General features: G+C 59.7%; 14 protein-coding genes and 1 tRNA gene. 3 read left to right on the forward strand and 12 right to left on the reverse strand.

Annotation, left to right across the window (positions count from 1 at the left end; translation table 11 throughout):
• Positions 1-2 precede the first annotated feature (2 nt).
• The 4 genes from GO014_RS02440 to GO014_RS02455 form a co-directional block, all read right to left on the reverse strand.
• Positions 3-686 carry a hypothetical protein gene (locus tag GO014_RS02440; RefSeq protein ID WP_157288980.1) on the reverse strand — a complete coding sequence of 228 codons (684 nt, stop codon included), beginning with the start codon at positions 684-686 and terminating at the stop codon, positions 3-5.
• A gap of 12 nt (positions 687-698) precedes the next feature.
• Positions 699-1,319, reverse strand: a complete 621-nt coding sequence (locus tag GO014_RS02445; RefSeq protein ID WP_157288981.1) for a hypothetical protein — start codon at positions 1,317-1,319, stop codon at positions 699-701.
• Positions 1,320-1,530: 211 nt separating this feature from the next.
• A complete protein-coding gene (locus GO014_RS02450; protein ID WP_157288982.1) occupies positions 1,531-2,112 on the reverse strand; it encodes a hypothetical protein in 582 nt (193 codons plus the stop codon).
• Between the two features lie 480 nt (positions 2,113-2,592).
• Positions 2,593-2,919, reverse strand: coding sequence for a hypothetical protein (locus tag GO014_RS02455; RefSeq protein ID WP_157288983.1), 327 nt, complete (start codon positions 2,917-2,919; stop codon positions 2,593-2,595).
• A gap of 350 nt (positions 2,920-3,269) precedes the next feature.
• Between GO014_RS02455 and GO014_RS19475 the strand changes: the two genes are divergently transcribed.
• Entirely contained in the window at positions 3,270-4,271 is a 1,002-nt protein-coding gene (locus GO014_RS19475) for a tyrosine-type recombinase/integrase (protein WP_157288984.1), read from the forward strand.
• 235 nt (positions 4,272-4,506) lie between these two features.
• Here GO014_RS19475 and GO014_RS02465 read toward each other — a convergent pair whose 3' ends face one another.
• From GO014_RS02465 to GO014_RS02500, 8 genes are all read right to left on the reverse strand, one after another.
• Complete coding sequence (locus GO014_RS02465) at positions 4,507-4,854, reverse strand: hypothetical protein (RefSeq protein WP_157288985.1); 348 nt, start codon at positions 4,852-4,854, stop codon at positions 4,507-4,509.
• Positions 4,851-5,417 (reverse strand): hypothetical protein, encoded by a 567-nt coding sequence (locus GO014_RS02470; protein ID WP_157288986.1) that lies wholly within the window; start codon positions 5,415-5,417, stop codon positions 4,851-4,853. The genes GO014_RS02465 and GO014_RS02470 overlap by 4 nt, the downstream gene beginning before the upstream one ends.
• Before the next feature lie 379 nt (positions 5,418-5,796).
• A complete protein-coding gene (locus GO014_RS02475) occupies positions 5,797-8,244 on the reverse strand; it encodes an AAA family ATPase (RefSeq protein ID WP_157288987.1) in 2,448 nt (815 codons plus the stop codon).
• A 450-nt stretch (positions 8,245-8,694) separates the two neighbouring features.
• Positions 8,695-9,486, reverse strand: coding sequence for a hypothetical protein (locus tag GO014_RS02480; RefSeq protein WP_157288988.1), 792 nt, complete (start codon positions 9,484-9,486; stop codon positions 8,695-8,697).
• Complete coding sequence (locus GO014_RS02485) at positions 9,483-10,067, reverse strand: HNH endonuclease (RefSeq protein WP_157288989.1); 585 nt, start codon at positions 10,065-10,067, stop codon at positions 9,483-9,485. The genes GO014_RS02480 and GO014_RS02485 overlap by 4 nt, the downstream gene beginning before the upstream one ends.
• A 31-nt stretch (positions 10,068-10,098) precedes the next feature.
• On the reverse strand, positions 10,099-10,458 hold the full coding sequence (locus tag GO014_RS02490; protein ID WP_157288990.1) for a hypothetical protein: 360 nt from the start codon (positions 10,456-10,458) through the stop codon (positions 10,099-10,101).
• A 5-nt stretch (positions 10,459-10,463) separates the two neighbouring features.
• Positions 10,464-10,730, reverse strand: a complete 267-nt coding sequence (locus tag GO014_RS02495; RefSeq protein WP_157288991.1) for a MerR family transcriptional regulator — start codon at positions 10,728-10,730, stop codon at positions 10,464-10,466.
• A 200-nt stretch (positions 10,731-10,930) separates the two neighbouring features.
• Positions 10,931-12,094 carry an integrase gene (locus GO014_RS02500; protein WP_343030718.1) on the reverse strand — a complete coding sequence of 388 codons (1,164 nt, stop codon included), beginning with the start codon at positions 12,092-12,094 and terminating at the stop codon, positions 10,931-10,933.
• A gap of 223 nt (positions 12,095-12,317) precedes the next feature.
• Between GO014_RS02500 and GO014_RS02505 the strand changes: the two genes are divergently transcribed.
• Together GO014_RS02505 and GO014_RS02510 are read left to right on the forward strand one after the other, a co-directional pair.
• Positions 12,318-12,391, forward strand: a tRNA-Arg gene (locus GO014_RS02505).
• Positions 12,392-12,522: 131 nt separating this feature from the next.
• On the forward strand, positions 12,523-13,677 hold the full coding sequence (locus GO014_RS02510) for a tyrosine-type recombinase/integrase (protein WP_157288992.1): 1,155 nt from the start codon (positions 12,523-12,525) through the stop codon (positions 13,675-13,677).
• Positions 13,678-13,958 lie beyond the last annotated feature (281 nt).

Below are 13,958 nucleotides of genomic sequence, written 5' to 3' on the forward strand. Positions count from 1 at the left end.
AGTCAGACCCCGTAATAAAGGTTGGCGGGTAGACCGAGGGACGGCCCGGTCAGGCCAGGAACGAAGCCCGTGGATCCCTGACCGAACATGCTCGCAATAGAGCCGCCGCCGATGCCGGCGCCGGTCGCAACCGTGCCGCCGAGACGCAGCAGATCGCCAAAGAATTTTGCACCGTCGCCGGCTCGATTGGCTTCATCGAGTTCGTATGGGACCAGACCCTGCGAGCCGATCTTGAAGCCGCCTAATTGCCCGACCTTCGCCGTATCGCGGCCCTGCAGCAGTGAGGTCTCGCCCAGCAGATCGCCGAAGGACCGCATGTTCGCAAGGGCGCCGGACTGCTGATCGACGAACTCCTGGGCGTCGGCTTTCCGCTTCGCAGTTTCATTGTTGACGATATTGCTGGCCGACGTGGGCAGCATTGCCGACATGTTCGGGTCATCAACCGATGAGGCGAACATGCTGGCCAGGTCATCGGCCCGCGCGTCCTGCTGGCCTTCCCAATCGACAAAGCGGTCCTGGGATTGCGTGTTCAGGTCGTTGATCTGTGCGTCATAGCCCTGCTGCCGGGAAAGCTCAGCGTGGAGCACGTCATTTCGGGCTGTGTCGATCTGACTCTGAGCGACCGAATTGGCCACCATGCTGCCGGCGGTGAGGGCGAGGCCAGCGACAATTAAGGGGGTGCACAATCCTCAACCCTCCTACGTGTTCACGACCGCGCCGGGGCGCGAGCCAAAGAGGCCGGTGGAAACCGCCGGGCGTGGGCCCGCACCGTAAGCAAAGGCCTTTTCGGCTGCGGCCTGCTGGCCAAGGGCGGTAGTGAAGTCGGAAAATGCCTGCGCGATGGGGCTGTAGGCCACTGGCTGGGAGAGAACCTTGGCGCGGGCGTTGGCGCTGTTGACAGTGGCGTCGACATCGCCCGTGGCGTTGAGTGTGTTGATCAGGTCCGACCGCGCGCCCTCAACACCGGCCATGGCGTCGGTCTTGAACTGGTTGGCCTTGTCCTTGATCTCGGTGCTCAGAAGGGCCTTTCTCTTGCCCAAGTCGGCCTCGAGGCTCGAGCGCGATGTGCTGTCGAGCGCGCCACGACGATCCAGTGAGTAGGTCAACTGCTTGGCGGCGTTCTTGAACTGGTCATCCAATTGCGGATTGGCAAAGTCCAGATAGCTCTGCGCCTGCTTGTCGTAGAAGGCGTCATCGAACTGGTCGCCAAACATGTCCTCGATGCGCTTGGTGCCGGTGCGAACTCGCTCCTGGCGTGCAGCTTCATCGTCTCGGATCTGCTGGGTGTAGTTATTGGTGTTTCCGCCACCGCCCCACATTCACGCACCATACCCTCGTCGCATGAGGGCCGCTTTGAAGACCTTGGAGGGCTATACGCCGCTACTCGGGGTCAATTCTGTTTGCGTTGCCACCAAATGGGCGGCGGTGATTGCGGCTTCACGAATGCCGCGGAATGCGTGGAGATTTGAGAATAGACGATTTTCCTGCCGATCACGAGCAGAAAACGCCAAACTGTCCAGGACTTCGGGGCTATGCTGCATCGACGTGCCCCGGCGCTGTCATGGATCGGATAAAGAGCTTCATCGCCGCTGTCGAATCCACCGGCAGGCCGCGCGACTTCACAGGCGGCGCGTCGGTCATCATATCGGCGGCCAAGCCTTCCTGGACCCGATTCAACAGGTTGGCGTTGTGCATGTGGTTGCGCAGCACTCGGGCTAAATCGCGAAGGCGCCCGGCCATCGTTGATGATGCGGCCCGGGTCTCGTCGGGCAGCGCCCAGAAAATCAAAAGCTGCGAAACGAGCAGCAGCCCGCTCATGACCTGCGCATTGGAAAGCCCGGCCGGCGGGTTTGCATAGGCGCGCGCACTTGCCGTTGAAAGGGCGGAAGATAGCACTCGATACTCGTCAGTGTTGAGTTGCTGCGCTGTCCTGCCAAGGGCGTTTCGCTCAAGCAGGGCCAGCGCGTTATCGAGACGAAAGGCAATGTTGTCTTGGTCCGGCCCGGCGTGCTGCAACTCATGCGCGAGAAAGCCAATCATGTCGTCTCGCCCCATCGCTCCATTGGAGGATGGTGAGTGAATGGCGTCTTGCTCTTCCTTGCCGATGTACATCGCTTCGCATCTGTTGACGACTTGGTACACAAGCAAAATTAGAGGGGCCCGCTGCTCGAAAAAACAGGAAAGTTTCGACGACAAAACGCGCAAATTGGGCTGTGAGCCTGATCTGACAACATGTCCCCAAAAGTTGGGAGAACTGCAAATTTGTTTTGGGGTGGCCCACGCACCCATTTGATGCGTTTCGGAGTATCCGGGGGGCGGGTGGCGGGGTTGCGCCGCCCCACCGTTCCCGCTCTTCCTCTTCGGCGGCCCAGGCCCGCTGAGAGGCCTCTTCATTGCCTCGGCCTTGCGGAAGTGATCAGAACCAAAAGTGCGTCGAAAAAGGCGCGTACTAGATTAGTAATACAGTGGCTTTGCCATTGCGCCCAAGGGTTTAAGCGTGGCGGTTGGGCGCATGTTGAGCGCAAACCGCCAAAAACAACGATTATGTGGGACGTCAGGACGCGAAAAGGGGCGCCGAAGCGCCCCATTTAATCAAGCTGCCTGGATCGCAAAGCCGAGGGTCTTGCAAAGGTCTCGGAGGGCAAGTGCGCTGGCATAGGTCACATAGCCTTCTGCCCAATACCGCCCGTCGGGTTCTTCGGCCAGTTCCGCGGGAAGCGCCTTTATCTCGTTGCCGGAGGCGCGGCGCGCCTCGGCTATGTGCTGGAACATATCGGCGGCGGTTTCGAAATCGCCGAGAACGCCGACACTAACAATGTCAGACGGCAGCGGTCTTCTCAGGTCGCCGAAGATCGTGAAGGTGCAGGCAGATGCTCTGCGAGCCGCGCGCACGGCGGCCAGGTCGATAACGTTGTTCATTGTCTGTGGCTCCGAACTCGCTTTGCAGGCGAGTGTCCTTATCCGGGGTTGCAAAGCCGGCCACAGCGACGGCCCCGCATGCCTTTAGCCTTGCGGCTTGGACATTCGCACACGGACCCCGGACATCTGGAAAGAAATGAAGCATCGTCACTCTGTGGCATCAAAAGGCTTTGCAGGCCTAAGATCAGTTAAAGAGATTAAAGCGCATACGTCAAGCATAATTCGCTGTATCATTTGTATGGTGCCAGTTGTTACAAATGATACACGAACAATACTACAGAATATATACCAGTCTTGTTTATAGATATCTGTCATTTTGCGGAGGGGCGACTTAGGAGGGTCATTCTTTCGTGGGCAAACAGACAGCCATAAACTACCTGACAGGACTATTAAGCGAATTAGGCGGGGACACTGTCGATTTATGCGTTGCGGCTGCTTGGGACACATATCGATGGCAGCACGTCGAGCCAAATCTTGCCGCAAAGCAGCAAGCGGACTGGTGCTGGAACAACCTTGAACGCCATTTCGGTCAAGTCAGCGTTCGCGAGATCGACCAGATAATGGTGAACCGGTATGTCGCCGCGCGGGTCAAAGGGGCTATTGGCCGGCCTAGTAAGCCTTCCAGCGCCAGGAGAGAGCTTTCGTACCTCCGCGCAGCTCTTCGGTACGCCTCCGGCCCCCACGCACAGCTTTTCCCCCGATCCATGTTGCCGATTTTCGAGTTGCCCAAGGCCAGCCCGCCGCGGGAGCGATGGGTAACGCTATCGGAGTTCCAGAGCCTGCTTGACGCGGCGCGCACAATGCGCCGGGGCGCTCGGCTATCGAAACTTGAAATATTTCTATGGCTGAGCATCGAAACCGGCGGGCGTCGACAAGCTTTGCTCGACCTAACGTGGGGCCAGGTCGACTTCGAAATCGGCGTCGTCCATTTGGACATCCCAGGCCAAGTCCGCACACACAAGCGTCGCGCTTCAGTGCCGATGTCGCGCAACCTGCGCATGGTGCTCGAGCGGGCTCACTCAGAACGACAAAACTACCTGGTATTGGGAAACGCGAATTCGGGTCTTTGGCGTAGCTTGCAGGTCGCGGCGATCAAGGCAGGATTTTCGGACCAACAAATCGTCCGGGGTAAGAAACCAAAGGCCACTGGCATCTCACCGCATGCGTTCAGGCGATCGGCGGCTACGCTCATGGCCCGAAACGGCGTGTCATTTTACACGATCGGCCAAGTGCTGGGCATCAGCGCCGCAACTGCCGAACGGCACTACGCGAAACACGCGCCAGTGCCAGCCTCTCAGTCCACTGACTTCATCACCGGGTCAGCCGCGTCTGTTGTCGTCCCTGCTGATTAGCTGCTGACCGCAGAATGGGGGTGGCTAGGAGACCAACGAGCCAGCCGACTGTTGCCGGGATTGCAGCGAACAACATACAGGCAACGGCAGCAAGGATCAGGGCTGCCTGGAGCGAAACCGCAATGGCGATAGCTGCTACCAAAAGTGAAAGCACGTCCATGGTCCCTCCAATGGGGGTCGGTGGTCGCGGCGCTTTTGCAGGAGCACCTTACTCGTTTTTGCCAGCGAAGAAAGCCTAGTCAAAAACGGAGGCGCTGGTTCCGGGCGCGGGGGTCTCGATCCTGCGAGCGGCGCCCTCGATTTTGGGCCGCGACCTCTCCAGGGTTTCCCGGCGCAATCGATCAATGTTCCGCTGCAGTTCGTCGGCAGACATCTCCCAAGGCTCCAACGGCTTGTCGCCACCCGCCTTGACGTCCAGCCGTCCACTCGCACGCAACGCCGTGACTATCAAATTTGACCGCGCCGTATGCGGGGTCTTCGGGTCTTCCAGCCCCTTTATAAGCTGATCCATGGCGATCTCGGCGGCCACCAGGCTTTTTTCATCGAGTGCGAGCAGGCGTTGGGCGCGTTCTTCGTTGGTCATCCAAAAACTCCTAGTCGTTGTTCCATCGCATGATGGGATTCCCATGCGCGCTTCTCGGCTTGGAGCGCGTCGATCATGGCCTGCAGTTCAGTGACGCTTAGATCGGACAACTGCCGGGGCGCAGCGCCGTCGATCGCCGAAAGCAATTTGGTACCCACTCGATCGTCCTTGGATCCGGGGCGCCTGGCGCTCAACCATTTGCCATACCGAGCACGCTCGTCTGGTGTCATGGCAGCCAAGCGGGCCTCGCGCTCCGCTTCCGCGCGTTCCACCCACTTGGCCTTGGCGGCCTGCCGCCGTGCGACAACTGGCGAAGGGTTATCAGACCACTGCCGGAGCCCCCAAGTCTCGCCGGCCGTACTCGCGCCACCATGGTAGTGGCAACGCCCGCCACGCCCTGATCCTGGTTGCTGGCACGGCAACCCCGTCGACTTCGCTTTCGCCCCGCACCGGGGCATTGCTCGGATCAACTCGATATTCTCCAGGGCGCGCTGGCGAAGGATGTTTTGTCCTTCCTCTGACATTGACCAGGCCAGCAGTGGATTTTGCTGCGGAGTGATCATGCCGGTCGCTCGAAAAGGCAGAAACGGGGGATGGCCCTATAAGGTCTGGTTCCTGGGAGACCGCCCAGACGTTCTGTCCTTTGTTGCGTTGGTCCTCCCTTTGCCCCCTCTAGGCCATTTGCCCCAGTCGCCCACTCCAGTTGCTCAGTCCCCCTAAAGGGAGGACTGGAGCACTGGAGCACTGGAGCTGCTACAGTTGGTTTTGCTCCAGTTGTTTTGCGACTGGAGCACTGGAGCAAAGCCCAGATTTGCAGGGGTTTCAGCCGCTCCAGTGCGTAGCGCACTATAGGCCGAAACAGGCTGACTGGAGCGGTGCAAAGTCTGCTCCAGTCAGACGCGACTGGAGCAATCATGTTAAGCCCTTGATAGTGCACGGTTTTCACTGCTCGCAGACCTTTACAAAGGTTCGGTGCACTCTTTTGGCATCTGGGCGTCTGACGGTTGTTATGAGGCGCGCAGCCTTGAGTTCGCGAAGCCGAGCGACGATCACCGCTTTGTCGTCTTCGTCTTTGGGCTCCAGACCTAGAACCTTTGCCACTGCATTTCCTGACCAGTCCGGTGAGCGGGGGTCGTCCCGATAGTCGCCGCTACGGAGCTCGTCGAGAATTGCGGCGGTGTCATCGTCGCTGGTGTAGCTTACTACAGCCAAGGGCTTGTGCTCGGCGACTACGCCGATGCTGTCACCGGCTGGATAGTTGGGGGTGGCGTTGCCAAGGTGCTGGCTCTTGAGCGTCATCCACTTGGTGTCTTTTCCGGCCGGCGCGGTGAGGTTCGATTTGCCGTCGCCGAAGCGGAAGAAGCTGCGCCTGTCGCCGTCGGGGCTGATCGACCGGAGTTCTTTGTCGCTCGCTGGCCGGGTCAAGGTGCGGACATCGCGCGCGGCGTCTACTAGGGCGCCACCGCCGCGGGCGTCTTCGGCCGTCACTTCCCTGCCGCCGAGCTTCCTGGCGTGATGCACTAGCTCTATGCTGATGTTGAGCTCGTCGGCTATCTGAGCCCAACTGCGGGCAACCATGGCCATGGCGTCGTTGTCGTTCTCAGTGACACGGTGCGAACTGACGAATGGGTCGATCGACAATACCGAGATCGAGCGTGCACGAATGGCGGCCTTTATCGCCTTGAAGTCGGGCTCGTGAATGGTGACACCGTCCTTAGTCTGTCTGGCGATGGTCAACGGCGTGCTTCGCCCGCTGTCGTAAAAGAAGCGGCCCTCGATCTCACTTCGCTCAATGCCGTAGTAGAGCATCACCGCGTGGACACGTCGCTTGATCTCGTCGAACGGGTCCTCACCGTTCCAGTACCAGCAATTATAGCGACCATGAGGCATCACACCCAAGAGGGCGCGTTGCGTTGCCATTGCCATGTTCTCTACGAGGACTAGGCTCGACTTGCCCAAGCTGCCGGGCGCGACTGTGGCGCTGATGAACTTGCGCAGATAGTGGCCCCCGTACAGCCATTCGCGAGGCGGTATTGTAGCAGGGTCCTCCCAGACGAACGGGGTTGGCACGATGACCCGCTCGGCAGACTGCGTGGCCGGCTCTTCCTCGATTTCCTCGAAGAAGTCGCTGACCTTCATGCGGATATGAAAAGTCTGGCCGCCGTGAGCTTGGCTCTCAATCCGTGTGTCCCCTCCACCGTTGAGGATGATCGCCACGTTTCTCCCCGCCCCGTATTCTGGCTCGAGCGGATCCGGGCACGTTTGGCCGGCATACCGGCCAGGCGCCTGGCTGATCTCCCGTGCCGTGACGAGCCGCCCATCGTCCAGAAGGATGGGGAAGTCGCCCTGCAATATGTCCTTCTCCACTGCCTGATTGTGGTCTTCGTTGAAATCCGCGAAGCCAGATGGCTGGATGTTAGGGACACGACCGCGCATACGTTGCTTGTGGTCGAGCCTCACCCGTTCAGCCTCGTCGGCCTTCTCAGCGCGAAGCTCAAATTCGATCCGGTTAAGCTCGGCGCGCTCTGCGTCCGAAAGGTCTGGCAACAGGCTTGTGTCAAGAAAGCCGCCAGCCCGAACTACGGCCTTGCGAGCGTCCGGGACAAATTCGAGCTCGTCGGACTCCAGGATCGCTTTGCCCTCGTACCAAACTCTCGACTGGTCGGTTGTGGCGTTGAAATCTATGATCGTCTTGATCAAGACGCGGCCGGCAGCGGTCACATGGGGCCAGCCCCAGCCGTTGAGGACCAGCCGATCGCGTACCACGCGGGCAAATCGGGGTACATCCTGCCCGTCCTTGGCGATGAAATACCGATGAAGCCCACCCTGTTTCGGCGTCTCAGTACCAGTTCCTTTGTGTCTGATGCCGGTGGACATCGAGGGGCGCGAGACGTCGGCCGCCTCTGCGAAAGCTGGAAAGATCGCTTCTAGCGGAGTACGCAGCGAGTCCAGCCGAGCCTTTATGCTGCTCGGAAATTCCTTTGTGTCGAAGTCCAGGGGGCAAAGTCCTGGACCCTCGGGCGCCTGGAAGAACCGTTTGGTGCGCGAGATCGAGCCCTCAACCTCATCTACCTTATCATCAACGACCAGCCGCCAAGTCACTTGCCCCTCCGGCGGCGGCGCGCAGATCAGCACCTGATTGACATCCAGCGTCTCCAGCGTGGCTGCCAATTGCGAGGCCATTTCGGCGGCGTTGCCGATGAGAAAAGAGGTTGTCGCGTGCCCTGAAGAAAGTGGCGCGTCGCTGCTGCGCTTTGTCGGCTTTCCCGCGATTGCGGCGAACCTTTTCGCGATTGGCCGGTCGCTTGTCGCAATAGTGTATTGGACCTCTGCCGCCGCTGCGGAAGCCCCGGAAACCTTGGCTTCCGTGAAGAGTTCTGGTACGTTCATTTTCGTGCAATGACCTTTTCGAGGCCGGGTCACCCTTGCCGGGGTGCTCGGCCTTTTTGCTGTGCGGGGGCGAACCGCGGCTGCCGCCTCATTTCGAAATTCTTGTGTTGTCGACGATGAGTCGAAGACTTGGCCGTGGTGTGGCCCCAACGTCCTGCAGCGACCGCTTCGCCACGGCCACACTCCTTGCTGTCACCATTGCCCGGCGCGGTGTGGATGAAGGGTGCTTTTCGAGGCGCCGCATTGTCATCTGGTCGCGAACCCATGTGCTTGAGCGCCCCAACGCAGCCGCGGCCTGCGCCACTGTGAGCGGCGCGTCGTCTTCTTTCTGAACTAGCCTCATGACGATCTCCGAGTTCTGGTGGCCATGTTGCTCTGGCAGGTTGCGCGAATATACGTTGCCAGACGGCGTGAAAAACGAGCAACTACCTTGCTGGTGATCGTCCATGATCAGGCCGCCTCGGCCCCAGTATGCCGGAGATAGGTGGTCAACATGCCTGGGTGTCTATCAATGGCGTCGACCAGCGCTTTGCCCGATAGGCCACGAAAGCGCTGCACCACACTCGCCTTCGCCTCTATTTCCAAGAGCACCGCGACCCGTTCACGCCAATAGCCAAAATGCGCTTTCAGGACTGCGTTCTGGTGAGCCTCATCAAAGCGATTAACAATGCGCAGGAGGCTGTTGAGAAACGCCTTTTCCGCCCGTCGAACGTGGTTTCTGTTCACGCCGTAGTTGTTCGCTTCGCCGACGGGGATGCCGCGGGAAAGGAGCTTTGCAGTTAGCTCGTCGAGAGCGTTCTCGGTCTTGCCGGCGTGCTGAGCGCGCAGAGCAGACTTTGTGAAATAGATGATTGCATTCGCTGGCTGAATGCCAGGAGGGGAGGGCATCTCGTCGATCACGTCGTAGAAGGACTTCAAGGCGACCCGCTGCAACTGCATGAGATGATTGATCACGGCTTCGACGTGCGGATGATCATAACTTCCTGCCAACTCCGGGCGTACGATCTTGTCGACCATGGCGGTCGCTGTGGCGCGCCGAACGTTCTCGGCCTGGCGCAGCGCCGGGTTCTGCAGCGCCCAATATCGCTTGGCCGAGGGTTCGACGCTCTCGAGGTCCTGGGGTGGAATCCAGAGCGGTAAGGCGGGCCCCTCCTGATGGGCAAGCCGTTCATGCCCGGCCATCAAGAAGGCCGCCGTGCTCTTCTCATGAGGATTGCGGCTTGTGGCTCGCCAGTGGGTCACGATCTTGCCCCCCCCGCGCAATTGGTCGCTGCGGTGACGCGGGCAAATTCACCCTGTATTTTCAGAGCCGCCTCTTCACGGGCCGCCCGAGCCTGTTCAAGGGTATCGAAGCTTCCGACGTAGAAATACTGACCTCGATTTCTGACGCAGGCATAGAACCTGCCATTGGGCAGTTGGTACACACCGACGACACCCGTTTTGTTGACAGCGCGTCGCGTGATCATGGTGTCGGAGCGGGTCTGTTCTCTAAGGTTCACGATCCGATCGTCTGACACTATGCCATTGCGGTGCCCGACCTCGGCTTTCGGCCATTCGCCGTGGTAGAGCGCCCAAATCACCCGAGCGCGACTTAGCCCATACCGAATGCCATTGACCGTGATACGCCCCGAGCACCGTCCCCGAACCTGAACGGTTAAGGCTTCCCGCCCAACCCAATTCGAATTGTAGTTGTTGAAGCCCCGATCCGAGTCGAATTGAGAACGGGGGCGCTCAGCGTAGACGACCGTGCCGGCCTCATAGTCAGGGACAAAAATCTCCCTGATCACGTCCAGAGGCAGATGACCTGGCAAGAGCTTCCCCATTAGTCCATCTCCATTTTGATTTGGCTCGCCGTCATGCCGCGAAGTCGGGGGTTCGTCCTGCGTCGAGCTCGGTCACGATTCGGCGGAAGTCAGCGTTTCGGCGAAGTTCGCGTTTGACCGCCCACGCGCAATTCGATGCGCTCAGCTTCCGTCTGGTGGGTGGAACCACGATCAACTGGTAGTACATGATGCCGTTGGGCCACCGGCGCACCAGCTTCATGGCGCCAGGGCGATGCTGCAGATGCGGGTGGGGCAAGTCCGTGTCGAGGGCCGGCCGCATCTGCCATTCCTCGGTGACGCCATTTGGGAAGTAGAGAGCGTCGCCTACAGCCCAGAGGTCGGTGGACTGGCCGAAAACGTGGTAGTGGTCGCCACGGTCGATTACCGGCATAGCGCTCAACCCTCCCAAGCGGCATTCGCTCGCCCTGATCGGGCGGCAGTTGCGTTCTTGGTTTTTGGTGAGGGCGTCCAGTCTTCCAGTTGAGCGTCGGCGAAGCGTTGAAAGTCCTCGGTCTTTGCTACGGTGCGGCCTCGGAAACTGTAGAGCTTGATCAGCCCTTCCTTTGCAGCGCTGTAGATGGTGGCCGGGCTTCGATCGAGGACTTGGGCCATAACCGGCACGGTCAAGTACTTCCGGCTCGGCCAGTCAACAATATCGGACATTTCGATAGTCTCCTGAAATCATCGGCGCACATTTGTTCGCCTCTGACTAATTGGGTACTATCGAACGATCGTGGTCGTCCAGCATGTTGTCGGACGTCAGATGAAAAATAATCCTGCGAAATCAGGCACTTGACGGACAAGTTGTCCGGATTTGACCTTGGTTGTTTTGTATGTCGCTGTATTGCAAAGCGACATACAAACTACAACGATAATACTCCGAGACGCGCAATTTCGTCCGTGAACTCAGTGATATACCTGCCATAGTGCGCTTCGATCATCTCCGTACTTGTGTCGTGAAGAGAGGCGACTATTCGAATTGGAATGTTTTTGCGCAGACTTCGCACGATCGAACTGTGGCGTAGGCTGTACGGGATCGCTCCTGCTGGCGCGCCGGCCTTTTTGACCGTCGCCGCCCACATCTCGTCGAGTTGGTTCGGGTCAGTCCAGCGAACGCGCTTGTCGCGTTCCCAGCCGATTCCCTTGCCGCGTTTGAAGCCCCAGCGCTCAAGCAAAGGCGCGTCCGGGTCGCGGCCTGCGGCGGCCGGCGCCAGCAAGTCGATAATGGTTTGGTCGAGTGGAACCGCTGCCGGCGGCTTCGGTCGAGCGCGCCGGCCTTTCTTCGCGCCGGGCACCATCAGGCGCTTGGCACCGATCTGTAGGTCGACCACGTTAAGCCCCGCAGCCTGGTTGAACCGAGGACCAGTCGCCAGGACGGCGATCATGCGGCCGAAGTCACCTTCGGGATCGATCTCGGGATCTTGCGCGGCCCTGACAATGGCGAGCACCTGGGCATCGCTCAGGATCTGTTTGCGGGCCGTCTCGCCCAGCGGCAAAGCTCTCGTGCCGATTTTGATCTCGGCAACGACATGTGCGGGCAATTCGCGTCGATAGCGTTCGGCCGCACGGTTCAACGCAGCGCGCAAGTCTGACGCCAGGCGGTTGAATGTTGCCCGGCTGATGATCGGCGTCTCGGCCTCGTCGGCGGCGCTGGTGCCCTCGATGGGCAGCTTGTCGCGCCAAGCATCAAAATGCGGTTCTCTCAACTTCGCCAGCGGCCGCGCGCTGAACACGCGATCGGCAAGAACGTGTTTGCGAAGTCGACCAGAGGCGTTCGCACCTTCTCGCGCCGATCGGCCGGTGCGGTAAATGACATATTCGCTGATGGCGGATTCGACGGTGGGCACCTTGCTTTGGCGTGCGCCCGCGGCATCTTCGATCTCGGCGTGCTTCCGCTTTGCCCATTCCAGAGCCGACGTCACTGCCGATCGGAAGGGCAGGGCTCCGGCCTCGGCGCCGTCATCATCGGCAGCGGCTAGGCGCTCTTCCGTGCGCTTGCCATCGAAGACAATCTTGCCGATCCACACGCCGGGGCCGACACTTCTTCTGTAACCGAGGCTTACGCCGCCGCGCCCGCCGCCAATACCTTGCCAGTATGGGTTGCGCCGGGGCGCCAGTTTGGCTCGCTTCGATGGAGTGTCGATAAGGGAGGTTGGCTGCTTTCCCACAGATGTTCCCACAGAGACGTTGCTGACGTTGATGAGGTATCTATCAGCAGAGCGCTGAAAATGCTAGCGTCACAGACGTCAGGCAAATCGAGCAGGCACGTTTCCTCTGCACTCCGAAGGCAGAGGCCACAAGTTCGAATCTTGTCGGGTGCGCCATCACTTCCCCTAAGTACTTGATGTAAAACATTAAGTTTGGGACAGGTTTTGGGACAACGCATCTCATCGAATCGGTTTGTGCCTTGCCAGAGTGTCGAGGACCTTTTCGCCACCAAGCGAAAGACCGACACATGCCGACCATCAAACTCGACGGCGAAAATTACATCTATGAACGCATTTCCGCCGATGGCCGCCTGACCTCCTACCAGGTCAAAATCCGGCGCAAAGGCTTCCCGCAGCACAATACCAGTTTCGATGACCTGGACGAGGCGCGCCGTTTTGTTCGGCAGGTGCTGGGCGATCAGGATCGCGGCCACAAGGTCGATCGGCTGGCTGGCCATCGCAACACGGTCGGCGATGTGATCGACGGTGCAGTAAAGTCGCTCGAAGCAGGCAAGCGTCGTGTCAAGGGCGCGCAAAGTGAGCTTTACCGGCTCCGGGCCTTTCGCCGAAATAATTTGGTCCTCTGCTCGACCGCCCTTTCAGACGTGACAGAAGACCACTTCGAAGACTGGATCGTCGAACGCCTCGAGGAGGTGAAACCCAACACGGTGAAACGCGATCTCCGCCTGCTCAAGCCAATCTTTGAGGCGGCCACCTGGCAATACGACCTGAGGCGCTCGCCGCTCGAGCGGGTTCGAGCCCCCTCGGCTATTGATGAGCGGATCCGGCGTATCAGCGAAGATGAGGAGGCCTTGCTGTTTGCCGAACTGGTCATGGCCGAAAATCCAATTGTGCCCTTGGCGGCCGAGTTTGCGCTCGAGACAGGCTGCCGCCGGAGCGAGCAGTTGCGCATCGAGTGGAAGGACTATGACCGGCGCGGCGGCACGGTGTGGTTGGCAGACGCGAAGAACGGCAGGGGTCGCCACATTCTGTTGTCAGAGCGCGCGGTTCAAATCCTGGAGGCGCTGCCCGGTCGCGCAGCGGGCGGCAAGATCTTCAAGATCTCCGGCAATGCCCTCAAGAAAGCCTTCGAATATGCCCGCGCACGCGCCGCTCGCCGGGCCCGGAGCATGGGCCGGGAGGACCTGATGTCGGTGGGGACGCTGCGTTGGCATGACTTCCGTCACGAGGCTATTTCACGCTGCTTCGATGCCGGCTGGACGAGTGAACAGGTCATGGATTTTTCCGGCCATGTCGATATCAAATCGCTGCTCCGATACCGCCATCCCAAGGTCGACCAGAGTGTTGCGCGCCTGCGTGCGATGAAGGCTAACGGACAGCGCACCTTGCCGATGCCGGGTGTGATCGAAGCCAGTGTGGTTGGGAACGACCCGAAATCCTGATGGCCGGACCGCCGAGTCTGGCAGGTAACACTTTTCCCGAGCCGAGAGGCGGTGCGGGAAAAGTGTTACCGCGCGCGCAAGAGACGTTACCCGCTCCACCAGAAGGCCAACAGCGATTGTTCCTTGCCAGACCTTGAACGAGAAATTGGGCGACAAATTTCCGTCGAGTAACGGGTAAACACAGATGGATAGAGTGGATGGCCTGGGAAATCTGGTGACCCGGCAGGACAGTACCGCAATCGAATATCTGCAACGCGTTGACATGCTGATGCGTCGTGCCG

It is taken from the genome of Devosia marina (genome assembly GCF_009758415.1).
Lineage (GTDB): Bacteria > Pseudomonadota > Alphaproteobacteria > Rhizobiales > Devosiaceae > Devosia > Devosia marina.

Bases quoted from the DNA above. Each gene is read 5' to 3' on its own strand.
- GO014_RS02445 (WP_157288981.1), bottom strand. From the start codon at position 1,319: ATGTGGGGCGGTGGCGGAAACACCAATAACTACACCCAGCAGATCCGA.
- GO014_RS02450 (WP_157288982.1), bottom strand. From the start codon at position 2,112: ATGTACATCGGCAAGGAAGAGCAAGACGCCATTCACTCACCATCCTCC.
- GO014_RS02455 (WP_157288983.1), bottom strand. From the start codon at position 2,919: ATGAACAACGTTATCGACCTGGCCGCCGTGCGCGCGGCTCGCAGAGCA.
- GO014_RS02465 (WP_157288985.1), bottom strand. From the start codon at position 4,854: ATGACCAACGAAGAACGCGCCCAACGCCTGCTCGCACTCGATGAAAAA.
- GO014_RS02470 (WP_157288986.1), bottom strand. From the start codon at position 5,417: ATGATCACTCCGCAGCAAAATCCACTGCTGGCCTGGTCAATGTCAGAG.
- GO014_RS02475 (WP_157288987.1), bottom strand. From the start codon at position 8,244: ATGAACGTACCAGAACTCTTCACGGAAGCCAAGGTTTCCGGGGCTTCC.
- GO014_RS02485 (WP_157288989.1), bottom strand. From the start codon at position 10,067: ATGGGGAAGCTCTTGCCAGGTCATCTGCCTCTGGACGTGATCAGGGAG.
- GO014_RS02490 (WP_157288990.1), bottom strand. From the start codon at position 10,458: ATGCCGGTAATCGACCGTGGCGACCACTACCACGTTTTCGGCCAGTCC.
- GO014_RS02495 (WP_157288991.1), bottom strand. From the start codon at position 10,730: ATGTCCGATATTGTTGACTGGCCGAGCCGGAAGTACTTGACCGTGCCG.
- GO014_RS02510 (WP_157288992.1), top strand. From the start codon at position 12,523: ATGCCGACCATCAAACTCGACGGCGAAAATTACATCTATGAACGCATT.